This is a genomic window from Methylobacterium sp. J-118 (assembly GCF_057836565.1).
Genome location: NZ_JBYQFA010000001.1, coordinates 3,021,611 through 3,041,909, shown reverse-complemented (window position 1 = coordinate 3,041,909; position 20,299 = coordinate 3,021,611). Strand labels below are relative to the sequence as shown.

General features: G+C 71.3%; 21 protein-coding genes. 6 read left to right on the top strand and 15 right to left on the bottom strand.

What is annotated here, in order from left to right; all coding sequences use genetic code 11:
* Positions 1-74: 74 nt before the first annotated feature.
* From AC3IF3_RS14670 to AC3IF3_RS14625, 10 genes are all read right to left on the bottom strand, one after another.
* Positions 75-1,469 carry a dihydrolipoyl dehydrogenase gene (locus AC3IF3_RS14670; RefSeq protein ID WP_489231301.1) on the bottom strand — a complete coding sequence of 465 codons (1,395 nt, stop codon included), beginning with the start codon at positions 1,467-1,469 and terminating at the stop codon, positions 75-77.
* Positions 1,470-1,571: 102 nt separating this feature from the next.
* Entirely contained in the window at positions 1,572-2,600 is a 1,029-nt protein-coding gene (truB, locus tag AC3IF3_RS14665) for a tRNA pseudouridine(55) synthase TruB (protein WP_489229342.1), read from the bottom strand.
* A gap of 54 nt (positions 2,601-2,654) precedes the next feature.
* Positions 2,655-3,080, bottom strand: coding sequence for a 30S ribosome-binding factor RbfA (gene rbfA, locus AC3IF3_RS14660; RefSeq protein WP_243973622.1), 426 nt, complete (start codon positions 3,078-3,080; stop codon positions 2,655-2,657).
* 105 nt (positions 3,081-3,185) lie between these two features.
* On the bottom strand, positions 3,186-6,128 hold the full coding sequence (gene infB / locus AC3IF3_RS14655) for a translation initiation factor IF-2 (RefSeq protein WP_489229341.1): 2,943 nt from the start codon (positions 6,126-6,128) through the stop codon (positions 3,186-3,188).
* Between the two features lie 76 nt (positions 6,129-6,204).
* Positions 6,205-6,927, bottom strand: coding sequence for an RNA-binding protein (locus AC3IF3_RS14650; RefSeq protein ID WP_489216844.1), 723 nt, complete (start codon positions 6,925-6,927; stop codon positions 6,205-6,207).
* A gap of 25 nt (positions 6,928-6,952) precedes the next feature.
* The gene (nusA, locus tag AC3IF3_RS14645) at positions 6,953-8,578 is read right to left on the bottom strand and encodes a transcription termination factor NusA (protein ID WP_489216842.1); all 1,626 of its coding nucleotides are present in this window, start codon (positions 8,576-8,578) and stop codon (positions 6,953-6,955) included.
* A 63-nt stretch (positions 8,579-8,641) separates the two neighbouring features.
* Positions 8,642-9,406: a ribosome maturation factor RimP gene (rimP, locus tag AC3IF3_RS14640; protein WP_489229340.1), complete on the bottom strand. Its 765-nt coding sequence runs from the start codon at positions 9,404-9,406 to the stop codon at positions 8,642-8,644.
* Positions 9,407-9,702: 296 nt separating this feature from the next.
* Positions 9,703-10,002, bottom strand: a complete 300-nt coding sequence (locus tag AC3IF3_RS14635) for a type II toxin-antitoxin system YafQ family toxin (RefSeq protein WP_489231300.1) — start codon at positions 10,000-10,002, stop codon at positions 9,703-9,705.
* Between the two features lie 70 nt (positions 10,003-10,072).
* Complete coding sequence (locus AC3IF3_RS14630; RefSeq protein WP_489229339.1) at positions 10,073-10,366, bottom strand: type II toxin-antitoxin system RelB/DinJ family antitoxin; 294 nt, start codon at positions 10,364-10,366, stop codon at positions 10,073-10,075.
* A gap of 84 nt (positions 10,367-10,450) precedes the next feature.
* Complete coding sequence (locus tag AC3IF3_RS14625; protein ID WP_243973628.1) at positions 10,451-11,461, bottom strand: aldo/keto reductase; 1,011 nt, start codon at positions 11,459-11,461, stop codon at positions 10,451-10,453.
* Between the two features lie 201 nt (positions 11,462-11,662).
* Between AC3IF3_RS14625 and msrQ the strand changes: the two genes are divergently transcribed.
* The 3 genes from msrQ (at position 11,663) to AC3IF3_RS14610 (ending at position 13,602) form a co-directional block, all read left to right on the top strand.
* On the top strand, positions 11,663-12,610 hold the full coding sequence (gene msrQ / locus AC3IF3_RS14620; protein ID WP_489229338.1) for a protein-methionine-sulfoxide reductase heme-binding subunit MsrQ: 948 nt from the start codon (positions 11,663-11,665) through the stop codon (positions 12,608-12,610).
* A gap of 52 nt (positions 12,611-12,662) precedes the next feature.
* Positions 12,663-13,052 (top strand): hypothetical protein, encoded by a 390-nt coding sequence (locus AC3IF3_RS14615; protein WP_489229337.1) that lies wholly within the window; start codon positions 12,663-12,665, stop codon positions 13,050-13,052.
* A gap of 169 nt (positions 13,053-13,221) precedes the next feature.
* Positions 13,222-13,602: a hypothetical protein gene (locus tag AC3IF3_RS14610; protein ID WP_489229336.1), complete on the top strand. Its 381-nt coding sequence runs from the start codon at positions 13,222-13,224 to the stop codon at positions 13,600-13,602.
* 11 nt (positions 13,603-13,613) lie between these two features.
* On the opposite strand, the gene AC3IF3_RS14605 is transcribed toward AC3IF3_RS14610, so the two are convergent.
* Both AC3IF3_RS14605 and AC3IF3_RS14600 read right to left on the bottom strand, forming a co-directional pair.
* Complete coding sequence (locus AC3IF3_RS14605) at positions 13,614-13,790, bottom strand: hypothetical protein (RefSeq protein WP_243973632.1); 177 nt, start codon at positions 13,788-13,790, stop codon at positions 13,614-13,616.
* A 214-nt stretch (positions 13,791-14,004) separates the two neighbouring features.
* Complete coding sequence (locus AC3IF3_RS14600) at positions 14,005-14,400, bottom strand: DUF4174 domain-containing protein (RefSeq protein ID WP_489229335.1); 396 nt, start codon at positions 14,398-14,400, stop codon at positions 14,005-14,007.
* Positions 14,401-14,523: 123 nt separating this feature from the next.
* Between AC3IF3_RS14600 and AC3IF3_RS14595 the strand changes: the two genes are divergently transcribed.
* Positions 14,524-15,540, top strand: a complete 1,017-nt coding sequence (locus AC3IF3_RS14595; protein WP_243973634.1) for an NADP-dependent oxidoreductase — start codon at positions 14,524-14,526, stop codon at positions 15,538-15,540.
* A gap of 168 nt (positions 15,541-15,708) precedes the next feature.
* Entirely contained in the window at positions 15,709-16,272 is a 564-nt protein-coding gene (gene ssb / locus AC3IF3_RS14590) for a single-stranded DNA-binding protein (RefSeq protein WP_243973635.1), read from the top strand.
* A gap of 126 nt (positions 16,273-16,398) precedes the next feature.
* Here ssb and AC3IF3_RS14585 read toward each other — a convergent pair whose 3' ends face one another.
* Both AC3IF3_RS14585 and xth read right to left on the bottom strand, forming a co-directional pair.
* Positions 16,399-17,277 carry an SDR family oxidoreductase gene (locus AC3IF3_RS14585; RefSeq protein WP_489229334.1) on the bottom strand — a complete coding sequence of 293 codons (879 nt, stop codon included), beginning with the start codon at positions 17,275-17,277 and terminating at the stop codon, positions 16,399-16,401.
* A gap of 287 nt (positions 17,278-17,564) precedes the next feature.
* Positions 17,565-18,374, bottom strand: a complete 810-nt coding sequence (gene xth, locus AC3IF3_RS14580) for an exodeoxyribonuclease III (protein ID WP_489229333.1) — start codon at positions 18,372-18,374, stop codon at positions 17,565-17,567.
* 174 nt (positions 18,375-18,548) lie between these two features.
* Between xth and AC3IF3_RS14575 the strand changes: the two genes are divergently transcribed.
* Positions 18,549-19,283 carry a lysophospholipid acyltransferase family protein gene (locus AC3IF3_RS14575; RefSeq protein WP_243973638.1) on the top strand — a complete coding sequence of 245 codons (735 nt, stop codon included), beginning with the start codon at positions 18,549-18,551 and terminating at the stop codon, positions 19,281-19,283.
* Positions 19,284-19,295: 12 nt separating this feature from the next.
* Here AC3IF3_RS14575 and AC3IF3_RS14570 read toward each other — a convergent pair whose 3' ends face one another.
* Positions 19,296-20,207, bottom strand: coding sequence for a LolA family protein (locus AC3IF3_RS14570; protein ID WP_489229332.1), 912 nt, complete (start codon positions 20,205-20,207; stop codon positions 19,296-19,298).
* Between the last annotated feature and the right edge of the window lie 92 nt (positions 20,208-20,299).

Genomic DNA, 20,299 nt, shown 5'->3' with positions numbered 1-20,299 from the left:
AGGAACCAAACCAGCTCATGCTTCGGGTATGGCGGTGAGATCGGGGAAGCGCAATGCTGGGGATCCCGACACGATCAGCACTTGCTTGTCGACTGAACGATCTTCGACATCGCCGTTTTTAATCCCTCTTCAACTGTAGGATGATAAATCGGTCGCTCGACCGCATCCCGGACCGTGAGTCCGTCCGCGACCGCGTCGGCGAGGCGGTGGGCCAGATGCTCCACGCCGGGCCCGAGCATCTCGCCGCCCAGCAACCGCCCTTCCCGATCGGCCCAGACCCGGATGCCACCCCGGTTGTGTCCCTCGACCCGGGCGCGGCCCTGGTCGGAGAAGTCCATGGCGCCGATGAGGCGATCGCCGGCCTCCGGGGCGTAGGGCGCGCCGATCGCGGCGGCCTGCGGATGGGTGAACACCATGGCGAGGCGCGTCCAGGGCGTGACCGCCTGGACCGGACGCTCCGCGGCCAGGGCGGCGGCGTTGGCCCCGGCAATCCTGCCCTGGCGGCTGGCCTCGTGGAGCACCGGCCGCCAGGCATCGGCGTCCCCCGCGATCAGGATCGGCGCCCCCGGACAGACCAGGGTGCGGTGGTCGAAATCGGGCACGCCGTCCTCGCCGGGGCGCAGGCCCGCGGCGGCGAGATCGAGGTCATCAAGATTCGGTGAGCGTCCCGCGGCGGCCAGCACCCGGCTCGCCCGCGTCACCTGTGCGCGCCCGTGGCGATCGGTCCAGTCGAGGCGCACGCCGTCGTCCTCCGGTACGGCGGCCCGCAACCGGGCACCGAGATGCAAGTCGAGTTCGGCGCCGAAAATCGCGGCGGCCTGGCGGGCGAGATCCGGCTCGCGCAGGCCAGCCACGGTCTTACCGGCGTCGATCACCGTCACGGCGACGCCCAGCCGCGCCATCGCCTGGGCGATCTCGATCCCGACCGCGCCAGCTCCCAGAACGGCCAGGGAGGGCGGCAGATCGGGCATCTCGAACAGGCTGTCGGTGGTCAGGACGCGGGCGCCCAGACCGCGCAACGGGTCCGGCACGATCGGGCTCGACCCCGTGGCGATGATTGCGGCGCGGAACCGGATGCGCGCGTCCTCCCCGACCAGGAGCGTGCCGCCGTCCGCGAACCGGGCGCTGCCGGCGATCCGGCCGTCCTCGGGCAGCGCGTCCACGCCCTCGAGGACGCCGCCGACGAAACGGTCGCGTTCGGCCCGGACGCGCGCCAGCACGGCGGGTCCATCCACCGAGACCCCCGACACCCGGATCCCGAACAGGTCGGTGTTGCGCGCGGCATGGGCGGCGGCCCCGGCCGCGATCAGCAGCTTGGAGGGCATGCACCCGACCCGGGCGCAGGTGGTACCGCCGGGGCCGCGCTCGATCAGGACGGTGCGCGCCCCGGCCGCGGCGGCGGCGCGACGCGCGGCGAGACCGGCCGTCCCGGCCCCGATCACCGCCACGTCGCACGCGAGTTCGCGCATCATTCACCCCGGACCATCCGCCGGGCAAAGCGGCACGGCTCAGGTTCGGTTCCCCCTGCGCGCACGCGTCTCAGACCGGTGGGACCCCGGGGGCCCCGCGCCTCAGGCCCCGCGGCCCGGCGCCGTACCGCCGAGGTGGAACACCCGGTGCGGCACCAGTTCGCCGCGCTCCACGTCGCCGACGGCGACCAGGATCCCCGCACAGGTGGCGAAGGCCTTCCCCTCCACGGGGGCGTCCCGGCCGCGCAGGATCACCGGCTGGCCACGCATCAGGCGCAGGCCGAGGTCGCGGGAGACCGCGACCTCCGGGATCGCGTCGAGGGCGGTCTCCACCGGGCGGAGATGGGCCAGCGCGGCCTCGGGGGTTCCCTCGGAGAGGCTGGCGACCGCGCAGGAATCCGCCTCGGCGAAGGGCCCGACCCGGGTCCGGCGCAGGGCCGCGACGTGGCCGTAGCAGCCGAGCATCCGGCCGAGATCGCGGGCGAGCGCGCGCACGTAGGTGCCTTTGCCGCATTCCGCCTCGATCACCGTGCGCGCGCCGTCATGCTCCATCACGGCCAACCGGTCGATCTGCACCGGCCGGGCGACCAGCTCCACGATCTCGCCTTCCCGGGCGAGGTCGTAGGCGCGCTCACCCTGGATCTTGATGGCCGAGTAGCGCGGCGGGACCTGCTCGATCGCCCCGACGAAGGCCGGCAGGGCGGCTTCGACCGCCGCGCGGTCCGGCCGGGCCTCGCTGGTCGCCACGGGGCGCCCCTCGGCGTCGTCGGTGTCGGTCTCGACACCCCATTGCACGGTGAACCGATAGGCCTTGCGGCCGTCCATCACGAAGGGGACGGTCTTGGTCGCCTCGCCCAGCGCGATCGGCAGGATGCCGGAGGCCAGCGGGTCGAGGGTGCCGGCATGGCCGGCCTTCTTGGCGTTGAAGGCGCGCTTCACCACCGCGACCGCGTGGGTCGAGGTCATGCCGACATGCTTGTCGAGGATCACCCAGCCGGACACGTCCTTGCGCTTCGGCCGGTCGGGACGCGGCCCGCGCTGCGGACGGCGCTCCTCCGGGGCTCGGCGCTCGGCGCCCGGCGCGGGCGCCGCGCGCTCAGCCGGCGGCAAATCTTCCATGGAAACCGTCATGTCCGCGTGTCCCCCGGGGTCGATGCCCCGTCCATGTCCGTCCGGTTCCGGGACTCAATGTCCCGTCCCGGTCTCCGGTTCGTCGTCGGGTGCGGAATCGAGGTCGCGCTGCACGCGCTCGTTCCGCAGCAGCCTGTCGATGCGCGCCGCCTCGTCGAAGGTCTCGTCGCGGCGGAAGCGCAGTTCGGGCGCGAATTTCAGGTTCACCCGCCGCGCCACCTCCTGGCGCAGCACCTTCCGGTGGCGCTCCAGCGCGGCGATCACCGGCGCCTCGTCGAGGCCGCCCAGCGGCATCACGTAGGCGGTGGCGAGCTTCAGGTCCGGCGACATCCGCACCTCCGGCACGGTCACGACATGCGTGCCGAGCACCGGATCCTGGATGTCGCCGCGCTGGAGCACCTCGGCCAGTGCGTGGCGCACGAGTTCGGCCACGCGCTGCTGGCGCTGCGAGGGGCCGGTGGAGGTCGGTTTCTGGGCCATTCTGTCTCGGGCCGGCTTCGCCGGGGCGGCCGGTTCACGTCCTGAAAAAAGAAAAGACGGCCGCGGCAGGTGCCGCGGCCGCCCGGTCCGGATGAGTCCGGGTTCTCAGAGCGTGCGGCGGATCTCCTCGACCCGGTAGCACTCGATCACGTCGCCGGCGCGCATGTTCTCGAAGTTCTCGAAGGCCATGCCACATTCCTGGCCGGAGGTGACCTCCTTCGCGTCGTCCTTGAACCGCTTGAGCGTCTTCAGCTTGCCCTCGTGGATCACGACGCTGTCGCGGATCAGGCGGACATGGGCGCCCCGCTCCACGATGCCGTCCTGGACGCGGCAACCGGCGACCTTGCCGACCTTCGACACCTCGAAGACCTCCTGGATGGTCGCCTCGCCGAGGCGCTCCTCCCGCAGGGTCGGCGGCAACATCCCCGACAGCGTGGCTTTGATGTCGTCCACGAGGTCGTAGATGATGTTGTAGTAGCGGATCTCGACGCCCGCCCGCTCGGCGGCCTCGCGGGCCTCCTTGAGGGCGCGCACGTTGAAGCCGATCACCACGGCCTTCGAAGCCTGCGCCAGGGTGATGTCCGATTCGGTGATGCCGCCGACGCCGGACAGGAGGATGCGAGCCGCGACCTCGTCGTTGCCGAGCTTCTCCAGGGCGCCCGAGATCGCCTCGACCGAGCCCTGCACGTCGCCCTTGATGACGACCGGCAGTTCCTTGCGGCCCGCGCCTTCCTTGAGGTCGCGCATCATGTCGACCAGCGAGCGGTTGGCACCGCCGGTGCGGGCATTCTGCCGCTCGCGCTTCTGACGGGCGCGGTACTCGGTGACCTCGCGGGCCCGCGCTTCGCTCGGCACCACCGTCACCCGATCGCCGGCATCGGGGGTGCCGTTGAAGCCCAGCACCTCCACGGGCACCGAGGGGCCGGCGTATTGGACGTTCTCGCCGAGATCGTCGATCAGGGCGCGCACGCGGCCCCACTCGGCGCCGGCCACGACGATGTCGCCGGTGAACAGGGTGCCGCGCTGGACCAGGATGGTCGCCACCGGGCCGCGCCCACGGTCGAGCTGGGCCTCGATCACCGTGCCCTCGCCGTCGCGCTTCTCGTTGGCGCGCAGGTTCATGATCTCGGCCTGGATCTGGATGCCCTCCAGCAGCTCCGGCAGGCCGTCGCCGGTCTTGGCCGAAACCTCGAATTCCAGGGTCTCGCCGCCCATCGACTCGACCTGGATGTCGTGCTGGAGCAGTTCCGTGCGGACCCGCTGCGGGTTCGCGTCCGGCTTGTCGATCTTGTTGACCGCGATGATCATCGGGACGCCCGCCGCCTTGGCGTGCTGGATCGCCTCGATGGTCTGGGGCATCACGCCGTCATCGGCCGCCACCACGATCACCACGATGTCGGTGACCTTGGCGCCGCGGGCGCGCATCGACGTGAAGGCCGCGTGGCCCGGGGTGTCGATGAAGGTGATCATGTCGCCGGACGGCGACGCGACCTGATAGGCGCCGATGTGCTGGGTGATGCCGCCGGCCTCGCCCTCAACCACGTTGGCCTTGCGGATCGCGTCGAGCAGCGAGGTCTTGCCGTGGTCAACGTGGCCCATGATGGTGACCACCGGCGGACGGGGATCGAGATCCTCCTCCAGATCCGGCTCGTCGGAGGACAGGCCCTCCTCCACGTCGGACTCGGCGACGCGCCGCACCGTGTGGCCGAGCTCCTCGGCGATGAGCTGGGCGGTGTCCGAATCGATCACGTCGGTGATCTTGTGGATCTGGCCCTGCTTCATCAGCATGCGGATCACGTCCACGGCCCGCTCCGACATGCGGTTGGCGAGTTCCTGGATGGTGATCGTCTCGGGGATCGTCACCTCGCGGGACAGCTTCTCCTTCTGCTCCACATGGCCGCGACCGCTCATCCGCTGCTGGCGGCGGCGGAACGAGGCGACCGAACGCGTGCGCTCGTCCTCGCCCGACGTGGCCGTGGCGATGGTCAGGCGACCGCGGTTGCGGTCTCCGCCCGGCGACTTCGGCGTCTTGGGCGGCGTGATGATCTTGAGTGGCATGCCGGGACGGCGGATCACCCGCTTGGTCTCGGACTCGTCCTCGTTGGTCTGAGCGCCGCGGCCGGCCGGGCGCGCGGCGGTGGCGGCACCGGCGGGGCGGGCGGCCGTGGTGGGCGTCGCGCTCTTCTCCGGCTCGGGTGCCGGAGCCGGGCGGGCCATGAAGTTGAGGTCGCGGGGCTTGCGCGTGTCGGCCGTGATCGTCTTGCGCGGCTCACCCGTGGAGGGGCGCGGCGTCAGCGGCGGACGCGGGGCGGCCGCCGGAGCGGCGGACGCCGCCGGGCGGGCGCCCTCAGGCCGGCGCGGCGACGCGGCGGCCGGGCGGGGCGGCGCAGCTGCCGGGGCGGGCTGGGCGGGCGCCTGGGCCGGACGGGGGGCTGCTGCGGCGGCGGGCGGCGCCTCCGGGGCCGGTGCCTCGGCGGCCGGAGCCGGAACTACCGCGGCAGGCGCCGCGGCTGCAGCCTTCGCGGCTTCCTTCGCGGCGTCCTTGGCAGCCTCCTCGGCGGCGCGTGCGGCCTCGGCGGCGGCGGCCTTGCGGGCCTCCTCCTCGCGGCGGCGGGCCTCGGCGGCCTCGCGTTCGCGACGGGCCTGCTCCTCGGCCTCCCGGCGGCGCGCCTCGGCCTTGGCCTCTGCGTTGCGGCGGGCCTCGGCCTCCCGGCGCTGCGCGTCGGCGAGGGCTGCCGCGCGGGCCGCGCTCTCCTGCTCGCTCAGCGTGCGCAGCACGACGCCGGAGGCGGAGCGCTGGGCCGGGCGCGGGGCCGGCGCCGTCGGCGCGGGGGCCGCCGGACGGGGCGCCGGGGCGGGCTCGCGGGCAGGGGCGGCCGGCGCGGCGCCGATGACACGGCGCTTCACCGTCTCGACCACGACCTGCTTGGAGCGGCCATGGGAGAAGCTCTGACGCACCGTTCCCGCCTCGATCGGCCGCTTGAGGGACAGCGGCTTCGGGGAAGTCCTGTTCAGAGTCTTGTCGCCCGGGTTGTTCGTATCGCTCATTCAGCCTGAACCCTGAGGGTTTCCATCGTCCCGTGAACCGACGCCCGGTGGCGCCGGTCAAATCATTCCTGCGTCGTCAACGTGAGGCTTCGTCGATCCCGCCGATTCGGGCTGGATCGGGCTCCCCGGTCGCCGCGGCGGCGCCCTCGAAGGAGCGTAGCCGACGCCAACGCGACAGGCAGCCGGCGGCCCCGGCTCCTGCGACGAGCGCAGCGTGTATCACATGATCCCGACCTAAGGCCATGTCCAATTCATCTTCGGACAGGTCGTCGATGATCGGTATCCTCGACATGGTCTCACCGTGGCGCCGGTGCAAGGCCGCGGCGATCTTGCGCCGCCCGTCCGCGGTGGCCTCGGCAGCATGGATCACCGCGACGGCCCCGGGCTGGCCGCCGATGGCCGCCTCGACCTTCGAGAAGCCCGCGACCAGGCAGCCCGCCTTGTTGGCCAGGGCGATGGCCTGCCGCAGATCCTCGCGCAGCGCGGCAGCGATCCGGTCGGGCAGGTCGGGATCAGTGGGGGCCGGCCCCTTGAACGCCCGTGCGAACAGGTTTTTTCGGACCGCCGTGGCGACGGCCTCGCGCCGGGCGCTGATCCAGGCCCCGCGCCCGGGCAGTTTCGCGCGCAGGTCCGGCACCACGGCGCCGTCCGGGCCGCGCACGAATCGGATCATCGCCTCCGGCGGCTGGGTGACGCGGCTGACGATGCAGGTGCGCGTGGGCGCGCGGCGGCCGGGGCCGGCATCGAGCCCCCCGGCCTCCGGCCCGTCCTCGGGCAGAATCGTCTCGACCGCGACCATCGCGCCTCCGCCGCCTTCTCTCGGCTCAGGCCTCGGCCGGCGCGGGGGCTGCGTCCTCGCCCTCGGCCGCCTCGGCGCCCTCCTCGGCCTCCGGCTCCGGCAGCGCCTCGATCCAGCCGGCCTTGAGGCGGGCGGCCATGATCAGGCCCTCGGCCTCGGTTCGCGACAGGTCGAACCCGTCGAGATAGCCGGCGTGACGCACGGCCTCCGGACCGCGCCCCTCCGTGTAGCCGACGAGATCGTCGGTGGCGCAGCCGGCCAGATCCTCGACGGTCTTCACGTCGTTCTCGCCGAGGGCGACCATCATGGGCGTGGTGATGCCCTCGATCTCGCGCAGCTCGTCCGCGACGCCGAGTTCGGTGCGGCGGGCGTCGTGCGCCTGCTCGATCCGGGCGAGGTGGTCCTGCGCGCGGGCTTGGATCTCGGCCCCCGTCTCCTCGTCGAGCCCCTGGATGCCGGACAGTTCCTGGGTGTCGACATAGGCGATCTCCTCGACGTTGCGGAAACCTTCCGCCGCGAGCAGCTGGCCGACGGTCTCGTCGACGTCGAGCGCCTCCATGAACACCTGGGTCCGCTCGGCGAACTCCTTCTGGCGGCGCTCCGATTCCTCGGCCTCGGTCAGGATGTCGATGTCCCAGCCGGTGAGCTGGGAGGCCAGCCGCACGTTCTGGCCGCGCCGGCCGATGGCCAGCGACAGCTGGTCGTCCGGCACCACCACCTCGATGCGGTCGGCCTCCTCGTCGAGCACCACCTTGACCACCTCGGCCGGCTGGAGGGCGTTGACGATGAAGGTCGCCTCGTCCTCCGACCAGGGGATGATGTCGATTTTTTCTCCCTGCAGCTCACCCACGACAGCCTGCACCCGGGATCCGCGCATGCCCACGCACGCACCGACCGGATCGATGCTCCCATCGCGGGAGATCACAGCGATCTTGGCGCGGGAGCCTGGGTCGCGGGCCACCGCCTTCACCTCGACGATGCCGTCGTAGATCTCGGGGACCTCCTGGCCGAACAGCTTGGCCATGAATTGCGGGTGCGAGCGCGACAGGAAGATCTGCGGCCCGCGCACCTCCGAGCGCACGTCGAACAGGTAGGACCGGATCCGGTCCCCCGGCCGGAAGGTCTCGCGCGGGATCATCTCGTCCCGGCGGACGATGCCCTCGCCGCGGCCCAGATCGACGATGACGTTGCCATACTCGACCCGCTTGACGATGCCGTTGAGGATCTCGCCGATGCGGTCCTTGTACTCGTCGAACTGGCGGGCGCGCTCGGCGTCGCGCACCTTCTGGACGATGACCTGCTTGGCCGATTGCGCGGCGACCCGGCCGAAATCGAAGGGCGGCAGGGTGTCGGAGATCACGTCGCCGACGAGCGCGCCCGGATTGTAGCGGCGGGCCTGGTCGAGGGTGATCTCCCGGGCGTCATTCTCCACCTGGTCGACCACCAGCAGGTGGCGCGACAGGCGGAGCGCGCCGGTCTTGTTGTCGATCTCGGCATGCACGTCCGTCTCGGCGCCGTAGCGGGAGCGGGCCGCCTTGGCGATCGCCTCCTCCATCGCGTCGATCACGATGGAGCGGTCGATCACCTTCTCGCGGGCGACCGCGTCGGCGATCTGGAGGAGTTCGAGCCTGTTGGCGCTGACCACGGCCATCGGTGTCGGTCCTTCTCTTCCGTCAAATCTCTGTGCCGGCCGCGCGGCGGCCGACGCGGAATCTCAGTGCAGCGAGTCGCGGTCCTTGAGCCGGGAGGCTTTGCTCACCACCGGCTTCCGGGGCCCGGTCCGCGCCGGTTTCGTGGGCTTGGCCGCGGGGCTGGCCTTCTTCGGCCCCTTGGGGCGGAAGGCGCCGCGCGCGGGCGATGCCTGCGGCTCCTCGGCCGGCTCGTCGTCCTCGACCTCCTCGGCCTCGTCCCCGGCGGGCGGCCCACCGCGGCGGAGCGACTCGCGGATCAGCTCGTCGGTGAGAACGAGATGGGCGTCGGCGAGGGTCTTGAGCGGCAGGTCGATGCGACTCGGCAGACCTTCCTTCACGTCGGGCAGGTCGATCGGGACGGTAAGCGTCTCCGGATCCGGAACACCCAGAATCCCGCGAAACCGCTTGCGCCCGTCGAGCGGCGGGCTCAGCTCGACCTTGGCCTCGTAGCCAGCCCAGCGGGCGAAGTCCGAGACCCGGACGAGCGGCCGGTCGATGCCGGGCGAGGACACCTCCAGATTGTAGGCGCCGCCCACCGGATCGTCGACGTCGAGGATCGGCGAGATCGCCCGGCTCACCGCCTCGCAATCGTCGATCGAGAAGGTGCCGTCCGGCCGCTCCGCCATGATCTGAACGGTGCAGCCGTTGACGTTGGACATCCGCACCCGGACCAGCCGGAAGCCCAAGCCCGCGAGAGGCCCCTCGATCGCCTGGGCGACGCGCGCGGCAACCCCGGCCTCGCGGACGAGGCGCTTCTCGGACAGATCCGCTTCGATCTCGGACGACATGTGTGGTGGTGCGCAACCTTCGCGGCGTTCTGCGTGGCTCGCCCACGGCGTGCGGCGAAAAAAAAGAGCGGACCCGGTGGGGCCCACTCCCGAACCGCAGCCTCTCGACTGCCATCAGAACTGTTGAGCGATAGATAGCCGCGGTCGGTCGCGAGTGCAAGGTCGATCAGCGCGCGTCGTGACGGCTCGCAAACATCGCGGCGTACGGCAGCCTTCGCAAAACTGCTGTTTCGCACGCGAGCCGCTACACGGCAGGCGCGAACCATATCCATGCGTCGTCGGACCTGCGGCGCCCCTCAAAAGCCGAGTTCGCTATGCGAACCGATGCGGACCAAGTGCAGTTTCGGTCGACTTGGCTCCATGTGCGGTCTTGCCAGCGGCGGATCGGATTTCCGATAGATCAGAACCAGATCAGGTTTGATGTGGCAGTCGCGATGGTTCTTCCAATCGCCGCCGAGCGGATGGTCGACCATGTGGGCAGGAAGCGCACGATCAGCGGCGAGCAGATCGACGGCCTTCATCAGATCCGCCTGCACCGTGGCGCGATAGCGCCCCTTCTGCTCGCGTTTCATGTCCTTCTTGAATTGGCCCGTGATGACGACGTCGCGTCGCGTCGCCTGGTCAGCTGCCGGCGCGGATGGGGCCGATGCCGCCGGCCTGTCGTCATCACTCGGCATCAAGGACGGCGAGGAGGTTCGACGGATCGCCGACTTGGATCACATCGCCGGCGAGGTCTGCCCGCAGCGCTGCGACGGTCTCGTCGTTCGGGACGAGCGGATCGAAGGGCAACCGGCCCTCGGCAACGACCCGTTGCAGCATCAAGCGGAATGCGTCCGATAATGAGAGGCCGACCGCACCGAGCACAGCCTCGGCTTCAAGCTTTACGCCTGGATCGACCTGCGCCCGGACCGACTTGGTCTTGGACGCAGTTCTGAACTTTTCTTTCGTCTGAGCGGCCATTGTCGCCCGTCCTCTTGCCAGACCGACATGTAGCACGGCGCATCCGCGCCACAATGGGTGGCCGGGCGCAACATGCGGCCGAGATCAGCCGCCCCGCGGTACCCGCCCCTCCAGCGGATAGGCCGGATCGTTGTAGCCCGGCGTCGTCGGATGCCCCGCCGCCACGAACCCGTCGACCAGCGCCTCGTCCTCCGGGGTGAAGGCGTAGTCGAGGGCGCCGAGATATTCCTGCCATTGCGCCTCCGTCCGCGGCCCGGCGATGACGCCGGTGACGAGGCGGTTGTTCAGCACCCAGGCGGTGGCGAACTGGCCGGCCGTGATGCCGCGGCCCTCCGCGTGCTCCTTGAGCGTGCGGGCGATGCGCAGGGATTCGGGCCGCCACTCGGTCTGCATCATCCGGGTGTCCTGGCGGCCGGCGCGGGATTCGGCCGGGGGCGGGGCGTCGGGATCGTACTTGCCGGTCAGCACGCCGCGGGCGAGCGGCGAGTACGGGACGACGCCAAGGCCGTAATGGGCGCAGGCCGGCAGGTGCTCGGTCTCGGGCATGCGGTTGAAGGCGTTGTAGTAGGGCTGGCTCACCACCGGCCGGTCGATGCCGGCCTCGTCGCAGAGCCGGCAGATCTCGGCGACCCGCCAGGACCGGGTGTTCGAGACACCGAAATGGCGGATCTTGCCGGCGCGCACCAGATCGGCCATCGCCCGCACGGTCTCGGCGAGCGGCGTGTCGTGATCCTCCTTGTGGAGGTAGTAGATGTCGATGAAATCGGTGCCGAGCCGGCGCAGGCTGTCCTCGGCGGCCTTCATCACGTGGACCCGGGACAGGCCGCGATCGTTGACGCCGGGACCCGTCGGGTTGGCGACCTTGGTGGCCAGGATCCAGGCGTCGCGCTCCGCCTTGATCGCCCGGCCGGTGATCTCCTCCGAGCGCCCGTCCGTGTAGACGTTGGCCGTGTCGATGAAGTTGATGCCTACGTCGCGGGCGCTGCCGACGATGCGGCCCGCGGTGGCCTCGTCGGTGGGGCCGCCGAACATCATCGTGCCGAGGCAGATCGGCGAGACCTTGAGGCCGGAGCGGCCGAGAGTGCGGTACTGCATGGGATCCATCCGGTGTCCGTCGCCCTGCTATCTCGGCACGGGGCGACGGAGGTCAACACACGGCGCGACGGAACGCTGTAACCCGCGCGCCGCCGCGGCGAACCGACCCGCGGCGGCACCGATGGCCGGAGGCGATGGTTCTCGTCGCGGGTGGTCCGGATCGCCGAGTCTCCCCATCCGACGGAACCCTGTCCGAGACCCATGATGGACCGTCTGACCGTTCCCCTTGGAATCCCCCTCCCCTGGCGCGACCGGGCCGGGCGCCTCTCCGGGCTGAAGCTCGCGGTGTTCCTCGCCTGCGTCGCGCCGGCCCTGTACCTCGCGGCCGCCTACCGGCTCGACGCGCTCGGCGCCAAGCCGATCACCGCGCTGATCCACGCCACCGGCGAATGGGCGGTGCGCTTCCTGCTGTTCTCCCTGGCGATCTCGCCGCTGCGCCGGATCGCCGATTGGGGAAAGGTTCTGGTGGTCCGGCGCATGCTCGGCGTCACCGTGATGGCCTATGCGGTGGCGCATCTCACCCTCTACGCCGTCGACCAGAACCTGATCCTCACGAAGGTCGCCTCGGAGATCGCCCTGCGGCTCTACCTGACGATCGGCTTCGTGGCGCTGCTCGGGCTGATCGCCCTGGGGCTGACCTCCACGGACGCGGCGATCCGCAACCTGGGGCCGAACTGGCACCGGCTGCACCGGCTCGTCTACACGATCGCCGTCCTGGCGCTGGTCCACTATTTCCTGCAATCGAAGATCGATGTCAGCGACCCGGTCTTTTCGGCGGGGCTGTTCCTGCTGCTGATGGGCTGGCGGGCGATGCGGCGGTTCAAGTGGCCGGAGCGGCCGTGGTCGCTGTTGCTGCTGGCGATCCTGTCCGGCCTCGCCACCGCGGCGCTCGAAGCCGCCTGGTACGGGCTCGCCAGCGGGGTCCCGGCCAGCCTCGTGCTCGCGGCCAATCTCGACTTCTCCGGTCCGATCCGACCGGCCTGGTGGGTGCTGGCGACCGGGCTGCTGATGCCCGCCATCGCGCTCCTGCGCGGCGCGCGGACCGCCGGCACAACGCCCAGTCCGGCGCCCGGCCGGCAGCGCGCGGGCGAGGCGCGCGGGACGACAGGAAGAGCCGCCGCCTCGGAACCCTTGTCGCCGCCCGCCTGATGCCGCAGAACCCGCCGCCGGCGGACCTCGCCGCAGCGGAGTGACCTGGGCTATGCGCGGCACGCTTCTCCTCATCGCGGGCATGCTCGCCCCGGCCATCGCCCTGGCGGCGCCCGCCAAGCCCGCGCCGGACAAGCCCGCGCCCGACAAGGCAGCCCCGGCGGCGGCCGCCCCGATGGCCGCCGTCTGCAAGCCGCCGGAGCCGCCACCGGCCGCGATGCGCCCGAGCAAGCCCGCGCTACCCGAGAAACCGGCCTGCCTCGACGCCAAGGGCGGCTGTCCCGGCTGGGAAGCCTACAGCTTCAACGACGCGGTCAAGGCCTACAATCTGCAGGCGCAGGCGTTCCGCCCGATCGCCGAGGCCTACGCGCAGAAGCTCAACGCCTACGTGAAGGCGAGTGCGGAATACGCGCAGTGCGAGATCAACGCGATGCAGAACTGACGCGTTCTGCGGCCGGGTGGAAACCGGTTTTCCGGGATCCTGATGCGACTACCGAAGCGCCGCCTGAACGGCGGCCAACGGCGGACGCGGCAGGGGTTCAGCCGGCGCGGCGCAGTCTCCGGCATCGACGGCCGCGATCCCCGCCGCCGCTTCCTGCCGAGGCCGTACAGTGCCCCTCCGTCATGTCATCGGGCGCGCCGGGTTCTGCGCGCTGCTCCTCGCCGTCGGCCCGGCACACGCCGCCGATTTCGACGGCCCGTTTCCGCCGCCACACGTCTATGGCGGCCCGCCCGATGGTTACGAGCGGCGGCCGCCGCCGCCGCCCCCGCCGCCCGAGCCGGGATTTCGCGGACCGCGCTTCTCCGCGGCACCGCCCGAGGCATGCCGCGAGTTCGTCCGGCGCCGGTTCGATCCGGACGGCGCGCCGGTGGTGCGCCGGGTGCAGGTCTGCGACGCGCCGGCCTTCGACCGCGGGCCGCCGCCCCCGCCGCCCGAGGAGGAGCCGCCCCACCGCTGGGGCGGACCCCGCTGGGGGGGACCGCGCTGGTAGGACGGCCCGGCTCAGATGCGGGCCGGCGCCTTCTTCAGGACGGCCGCGAAGGCCTTGAGCTGGCGGTTCAGATCCGCCAGTTCGTTCAGCGCGATGGTCTTGTGGCCGTCGCGGACCGCGCGCTCGATGTCCTCGACCTGCGCGGCGACGATGCGGCGGATGGCGGTGGCAACGTGGTGTCGGTTCATCGGTCTCGAGCGTCTCGTGGAGCGTCCTGGTGGGCCTGAAGGGACGGCCGTGACGCGGCCGTCGACACGATCCGGTGATAGGCCGGTAGGCTTAACCGTTGGTGTCGCTCGCTCGGTCCGGGCGCGCCCGATCACAGGATTCCGCGCCTATGGCGCACGCCACCGGAGCGGATACGGTCCGGCGTGCGCGTGCATGTCAACTGAATGAACGGCTCTAGCGCCGCCCCCGCATCTCGGCGCGCCGCATCGGCATCGCGTCGATGGTCGCGAACAGCCGCGCGGGCGCGATCGGCGTGTCCGAACTGAGCTTGGCGCCCCCGTCCTTCCCGATCAGGACGGCCCGGAAGCCCTCCGCCGGGAGGTCGAGCCGCGCGCGCAGGGCCTGCGCCTCGGCCCCTGCCCCGACGGCCTCCAGCACCACGAGGTCGCGCTCGGCGAGGCCATCGCGGGCCGAGTCCAGGTCCGCGCGCTGTGCCCGCAGCCGCGCATCCGCACCATCGGGCGCCGAGAGGACCAGAACCCGGGCGCGATCCCGATAGCCGTCGAGCGGGCCGGCCGCCGCAGCCGCCGTCAGCATCGCGAGTCCGAGACCGAGCACCGTCCTCAGCATGGGTTTCTCCGCGTTCAGGCGACACGACAACGCGTGAGTCCCCCGGGAGATCGCATCCGCACCTTTGCCGCCGCGGCCCGGAGCCCCAGATCGGGGCTGGAAGCCAGTCACCGGGAATCCACCATGACCGCCATGAACCGCCGCATCGTCCTGGCCTCGCGTCCCCATGGGGAGCCGCGCCCTGAGAATTTCCGCCTCGACGAGGTCCCCGTGCCGCAGCCCGGGCCCGGGCAGGTGCTCCTGCGGACCCGGTGGCTGTCCCTCGACCCCTACATGCGCGGCCGCATGAGCGACGCGAAATCGTACGCGGCCCCCGTGGAGATCGGCGCACCGATCACCGCCGAGACGGTGGGCGAGGTCGTCGCCTCGAACCATCCGGATTTCGCCGTCGGCGAGCTGCTCACGGCCTTCGCGGGCTGGCAGGCGTATTTCGTGACGGACGGCAAGGGGTCGCGCCGGGTCGATCCGGAGGCCGCCCCGCCCTCGACGGCCCTGGGCGTGCTCGGGATGCCGGGCATGACCGCCTATACCGGCCTCCTCAATATCGGCCGTCCGAAATTCGGCGAGACCGTGGTGGTCGCCGCCGCCGCCGGCCCGGTGGGGTCGCTGGTCGGGCAGATCGCCAAGCTCAAGGGGGCCCGGGCGGTCGGGATCGCGGGCGGCCCGGACAAGTGCCGCTACCTCACCGAGGAACTGGGCTTCGACGCCGCGGTGGATCACCGGGGGCCCGACCTCCCGGCGGCCCTGGCCGCCGCCTGTCCGAAGGGGATCGACGTCTATTTCGAGAATGTCGGCGGCGCGGTCTTCGCGGCCGTGATGCCGCTGCTCAATCCCTTCGCGCGGATCCCGGTCTGCGGCCTCGTCTCGGCCTACAACGCCACCGAGGTCCCGCCCGGCCCCGACCGCCTGCCGGCGCTCATGCGCTCGGTCCTGACCAACCGGCTCCATATCCAGGGCTTCATCGTCTGGGACTTCGCCGACCAGGCGGAGACCTTCCGGACGGAGGTCGGCGGCTGGATCCAGGACGGCCGGATCCGCTACCGCGAGGACGTGGTCGAGGGCCTGGAGAACGCCCCCGAAGCCTTCATCGGCCTGCTCAAGGGTCGGAACTTCGGCAAGCTCCTCGTCCACGTATCGTGAGCCCGGCTTGCCGCCTTTTGTGAACAGATGTAGAACAAACAGATTCGGCGAAGATGCGGATATCGGGCACAAGCTCCATCCGCAGGTTGTCGCCTCGGAGGCCCGGGCGCATGGTTCGCGCGACGGCGGGCTGGTGCCCTGTGAGATCGGTACGATCAGGAGAGAGCGATGGCGGGCAGCGTCAACAAGGTGATTCTGGTGGGCAATCTCGGGCGCGACCCCGAGATGCGCCGCCTCGGCTCGGGTGATCCGGTCTGCAACCTGCGGCTGGCGACCTCAGAATCGTGGAAGGACAAGGCGAGCGGCGAGCGCAAGGAGAAGACCGAGTGGCACTCGGTCGTGATCTACAACGACAACCTCGCCCGGGTCGCCGAGCAGTACCTGCGCAAGGGCTCGAAGGTCTACATCGAGGGCCAGCTCCAGACCCGGAAATGGACCGACAATTCCGGCGTTGAGAAGTACACGACCGAGGTGGTGCTCCAGCGCTTCCGCGGCGAGATGACGATCCTCGACGGGCGGGGTGGCGGCGGCGACATCGCCGGTGAGGACGAGGGCGGGGGCCAGATCAGCCGCGGCGGCGAATCCGGCGGTGGCCGGGGTGGCGACCGGGGCGGTGATTTCGGCGGCGGCCGTGCCCAGGGTGGAGACCGGCGTCCGGCGCCGGCGGCCTCTAGTGGCGGCGGCGGCGGTGGCCGCGGCGGCTACGATCTGGACGACGACATCCCGTTCTAGTTTCTAAGGGCTCATCGGACCCGCCGCTCCGCGCGGCGGGTTTCGATTTACAGGGCAGAGGGCGCCCGGATCCACGCCGTCCGTGCGAGCGAAGCGACGGCAGCCAGGTCCAGCCATCGCTCCCTCTCAGTACATCGGCATGCCGCCGGTCACCGGCACCAGGGCACCCGACATGTAGCTGCCCTCGCGGGACGCGAGCAGGACATAGGCCGGCGCCAGTTCCGCGGGTTGGCCGGCGCGCCCGAGGGGCGTCTGCGCGCCGAGCTGCGCGATCTGCTCCGGGTTCTTCACGATCGGCTGGATCGGTGTCCAGATCGGGCCGGGGGCGACGCAGTTCACCCGGATGCCCTTCGGCGCCAGCAGGTTCGACAGGCCGATCGTCAGGCTCGCGATGGCGCCCTTGGTGGCGGCGTAGATCAGCATGGTCGGATCGGCGACCTTGGCCTGGACGCTCGTGCTGTTCACGATCGCAGCGCCCGGCTTCATGTGCGGCACCGCCGCCTGGGCGAGGTGGTACATCGCGAAGACGTTGGCCCGGAAGGAGCCCTCGATGTCGGCGGCCTTCAGGTCGTCGAGCCCCTCGTTCACCACCTGCGCGGCGGCGTTGTTCACGAGGATGTCGAGCCGGCCGAAGGCCGCGACAGTGCGGGCAACGAGGTCCCGGCAGAGGTCCGGGTCGCGGATGTCGCCGGGCAGCAGCAGGCAGCGGCGCCCGGCCTTCTCGACCCAGGCTTTCGTGTCCTCGGCATCCTCCTGCTCGACTTCGAGATAGGAGATCGCCACGTCGGCACCCTCGCGGGCATAGGCGATGGAAACGGCCTTGCCGATGCCGGAATCGCCGCCGGTGATCAGGGCGGCCTGCCCGGCGAGCAAACCCTTGCCGACATAGCTGGTCTCGCCGTGGTCGGGCCGCGGCGTCATCTTGGTGGTCAGACCCGGGCGGGTCTGCTGCTGGTCGCCGGGATAGGGCGGGCGCGGTCCGGCCTCGCGCGGATCCTGAGTCATGGGGGGCGGCTCCTCGGCGGATGTGATCGCCGCCAACGAGGGCCGCGCGGGATGGGGCATCCTGCGCCCGGCCGTCACAGCCGGACACGGCGCGGGCGTCGTCCTAAGACAGTCTCAGAACGCGCGTCCCCGGGTCGGGTGCGGGTTGCCGTACCGGCGGTGCAGGAAGGAGACGACCTTGGGAAGCAGAAGGGCGATCAGGATCTTGCGCATGGGGCCACCTCGCATCACGACGTTGCGAGCGGGCAATGCCCGGCTACGGTCGCAGTTCCGCGCCGCGCCCCGGATCAGAGGTCCAGCGTCAATGTGACCGGCGCGTGGTCGGAGGGACGCTCCCAGCCCCGGGCGTCGCGCAGCACCGCGACCGCGCGGATCGTGCCGGCGAGATCCGGCGACACCCAGGCGTGGTCGAGGCGCCGGCCCTTGTCGGCCGCGGCCCAGTCGGGGGACCGGTAGCTCCACCACGTGTAGATCTTCTCCGGCTCCGGGGTGAGGTGGCGCGCGGTGTCGATCCAGCCCGCCTCCCCGCGCAGGGTCTCCAGCGCCGCCGTCTCCACGGGGGTGTGGCTGACCACGTCGAGGAGTTGCTTGTGCGACCAGACGTCGTGCTCCAGGGGCGCCACGTTGAGGTCGCCCACCAGGATCGCCGGTCCGGAGACGCGCTTGCCGCCCCAGGCGCGCAGCTCGGCCAGGAAGTCGAGCTTGTGGGCGAATTTCGGATTGCGGTCGCGGTCCGGGACGTCGCCCCCGGCCGGCACGTAGAAATCGTGCAGCACGATCCCCGCGGCCGCCCCCGCCTCCGGCCCGAGCACCGCCGAGATGTGGCGGGCGTCCGGACGCTCGCAGAAGCCCATCACGCCGCGGGTGTGCAGGGGGAACCGGGACAGGATCGCGACGCCGTTGTAGCCCTTCTGGCCGGCGAACATCACGTGCTCGTAGCCCGAGCCGCGCAGGGCCTTCAGGGGGAAGGCGTCGTCCGGGCACTTGGTCTCCTGGAGGCAGAGCACGTCCGGCCGGTGCTCGGCGAGGAAGCGCAGCACGAGGTCGATGCGCAGGCGCACCGAGTTGATGTTCCAGGTTGTGACGGTAAACTGCACGGGCGGGGCCGGGGTTGGGATGGCGGGCTTGGAACGGCAATGTGTTCCGATAGCCGATTTCGCGCCCCGCGACAGTCCGATCACCGCCGCCGGCGCGAAATGCCGTGCGCACCCGACCGGCAGGCGCTATGCCCGTCTCTCTGCCCTCTCCGGGGCCCCTCGTCGAGGCCCCGCATGGCCCATGCCCGCTCGCTCCTGTTCGCCGTCTACTGGGCGGCCTGGACGACCCTGTTCCTCGCACCGCTGGCGATCTTCCTCCTCGCCGGGGCCCCGGAACGGCCGATCCGCCGGGCGACGCGCCTCTGGGCGCGCGGCATCCTGGCCGGGCTGCGGCGCATCGTCGGGCTGCGCTACGTCGAGGAGGGCCGCCAGCACCTGCCCGCCGAGCCCTGCCTCATCGTCGCCAACCACCAGTCCACCTGGGAGACCCTGGCCTTCCTGGTCCTGGTTCCGGACGTGGCGATCGTCGCCAAGCGGGAGTTGCTGGCCATCCCGGTGGTCGGCTGGTTCCTGCGGCGCTCACCGATGATCGTCATCGACCGGGCCAACGGCACCCAGGCCCTGCGGACCATGATCGACGGGGGCCGGGAGGCGGTGGCGGCCGGCCGGTCGGTGCTGATCTTCCCCGAGGGCACCCGCGGCGGGATCGAGGATCCGCTGCGCTTCAAGCGCGGTGTCGAATTGCTCTACGGCCGGCTCGGCCTGCCGGTGGTGCCGGTGGCGGTGAATTCCGGCCTGTTCTGGCCGGGGGGCGCGGCGACCCGGGCCGGAACCGTGGTCGTGAGCTACCTCGCCGCCCTCGCCCCGGGCCTGCCGCCCGCGGAGTTCCTGCGCGGCACCGAGGGTGCGATCGACCGGGAGCTGAACCGGTGGCGGCCCGGCGGCGCGGCCGGGCTCAGCGCGACCTGAGGGCAAGCCCCGTCACGGCTGCGCCTGCTGGATCTGCTGCTGCATCGCCTTGTCCTCGGCGCGCCCGTAATTGATGAAGAACAGGCTGCCGTCGACGCTCTTGCCCTTCTGCAGGTTCGAGAGGGTCACCGTGGTGATGTAGCCCTGCGGATCGGTGATCCGCCATTGCGACAGGGTCTTCATCTCGGAATCGAAGAACAGCTGGATCTTCGAGGTGCCGCCGAGCGTGGCCCGATCCTCCAGGCTGATGCGCACGCCGCCGGGGTCGTTGGCCACATCGATGACGGTGAGGTCGCGGGCGAGGTCGATCTTCTCGCGCAGGAGGAATTTCAGCGGCGTCTGGGCGATGAAGTAGAGGTCCTGGGTGTTGAGCTTGCGGTCGCGCACCACCACCGAGGTCCCGTCGGCGACCACCTGCAGGGGCGAGGGCTGCTCGTAGTCGAAGCGCAGGCGGCCGGGCTTGGCCAGCGTCAGCTTGCCGCCGATCCGCCGCCCGTCCGCGCCGGTCTGCATGAAGCTGCCCGTCAGGGTGTCGATCCCGTTGAAATAGGCGTTGGCCTGGGCGAGCAGGGTCGCGGCATCCGCCGGCTCGGCGGGGTCGATCGCCGCGGGGGCGCCGACCGCCGCCACCTTGGGGTCGCGGGCCTTGTGCTCGGCCTTCTCGGTCGGCTTGTCGACGGCCTTGCCGGGCTTGGGAGTGCCGGGCTTCGAGGCCTCCTTCGCCGGGTCCTTCGGCTTGGGCGCGGCCTTCTTGGCGGGCGCGGGCGCCGCCGGAGCGGCCTCCGGCTGCGGGGCGGGCTCGTCCTTGTGGCCGAACAGGCTGTCTATGAAGGCGCCGACCTGCGCCTGAGCCGGGTCGGCGGTCGCGAGCCACAGCCCGGCGGCGATCACGGAGCCGGCTGTGCGGATGCGGCGGCCGATCATCGGCAGAATCTCCTGCGGACCCGCTGGGCGGGTTCCGGCGGCCAAATGAGGGCGGACCATGACGTCGGCAGGCCGCCGCGGACGTTGCGGCA

Bases quoted from the DNA above. Each gene is read 5' to 3' on its own strand.
- AC3IF3_RS14570 (WP_489229332.1), bottom strand. From the start codon at position 20,207: ATGATCGGCCGCCGCATCCGCACAGCCGGCTCCGTGATCGCCGCCGGG.
- AC3IF3_RS14575 (WP_243973638.1), top strand. From the start codon at position 18,549: ATGGCCCATGCCCGCTCGCTCCTGTTCGCCGTCTACTGGGCGGCCTGG.
- rimP (WP_489229340.1), bottom strand. From the start codon at position 9,406: ATGTCGTCCGAGATCGAAGCGGATCTGTCCGAGAAGCGCCTCGTCCGC.
- AC3IF3_RS14670 (WP_489231301.1), bottom strand. From the start codon at position 1,469: ATGCGCGAACTCGCGTGCGACGTGGCGGTGATCGGGGCCGGGACGGCC.
- ssb (WP_243973635.1), top strand. From the start codon at position 15,709: ATGGCGGGCAGCGTCAACAAGGTGATTCTGGTGGGCAATCTCGGGCGC.
- truB (WP_489229342.1), bottom strand. From the start codon at position 2,600: ATGACGGTTTCCATGGAAGATTTGCCGCCGGCTGAGCGCGCGGCGCCC.
- nusA (WP_489216842.1), bottom strand. From the start codon at position 8,578: ATGGCCGTGGTCAGCGCCAACAGGCTCGAACTCCTCCAGATCGCCGAC.
- AC3IF3_RS14615 (WP_489229337.1), top strand. From the start codon at position 12,663: ATGCGCGGCACGCTTCTCCTCATCGCGGGCATGCTCGCCCCGGCCATC.
- AC3IF3_RS14600 (WP_489229335.1), bottom strand. From the start codon at position 14,400: ATGCTGAGGACGGTGCTCGGTCTCGGACTCGCGATGCTGACGGCGGCT.
- msrQ (WP_489229338.1), top strand. From the start codon at position 11,663: ATGATGGACCGTCTGACCGTTCCCCTTGGAATCCCCCTCCCCTGGCGC.
- AC3IF3_RS14650 (WP_489216844.1), bottom strand. From the start codon at position 6,927: ATGGTCGCGGTCGAGACGATTCTGCCCGAGGACGGGCCGGAGGCCGGG.
- AC3IF3_RS14605 (WP_243973632.1), bottom strand. From the start codon at position 13,790: ATGAACCGACACCACGTTGCCACCGCCATCCGCCGCATCGTCGCCGCG.
- rbfA (WP_243973622.1), bottom strand. From the start codon at position 3,080: ATGGCCCAGAAACCGACCTCCACCGGCCCCTCGCAGCGCCAGCAGCGC.
- infB (WP_489229341.1), bottom strand. From the start codon at position 6,128: ATGAGCGATACGAACAACCCGGGCGACAAGACTCTGAACAGGACTTCC.
- AC3IF3_RS14630 (WP_489229339.1), bottom strand. From the start codon at position 10,366: ATGGCCGCTCAGACGAAAGAAAAGTTCAGAACTGCGTCCAAGACCAAG.
- AC3IF3_RS14595 (WP_243973634.1), top strand. From the start codon at position 14,524: ATGACCGCCATGAACCGCCGCATCGTCCTGGCCTCGCGTCCCCATGGG.
- AC3IF3_RS14625 (WP_243973628.1), bottom strand. From the start codon at position 11,461: ATGCAGTACCGCACTCTCGGCCGCTCCGGCCTCAAGGTCTCGCCGATC.
- AC3IF3_RS14585 (WP_489229334.1), bottom strand. From the start codon at position 17,277: ATGACTCAGGATCCGCGCGAGGCCGGACCGCGCCCGCCCTATCCCGGC.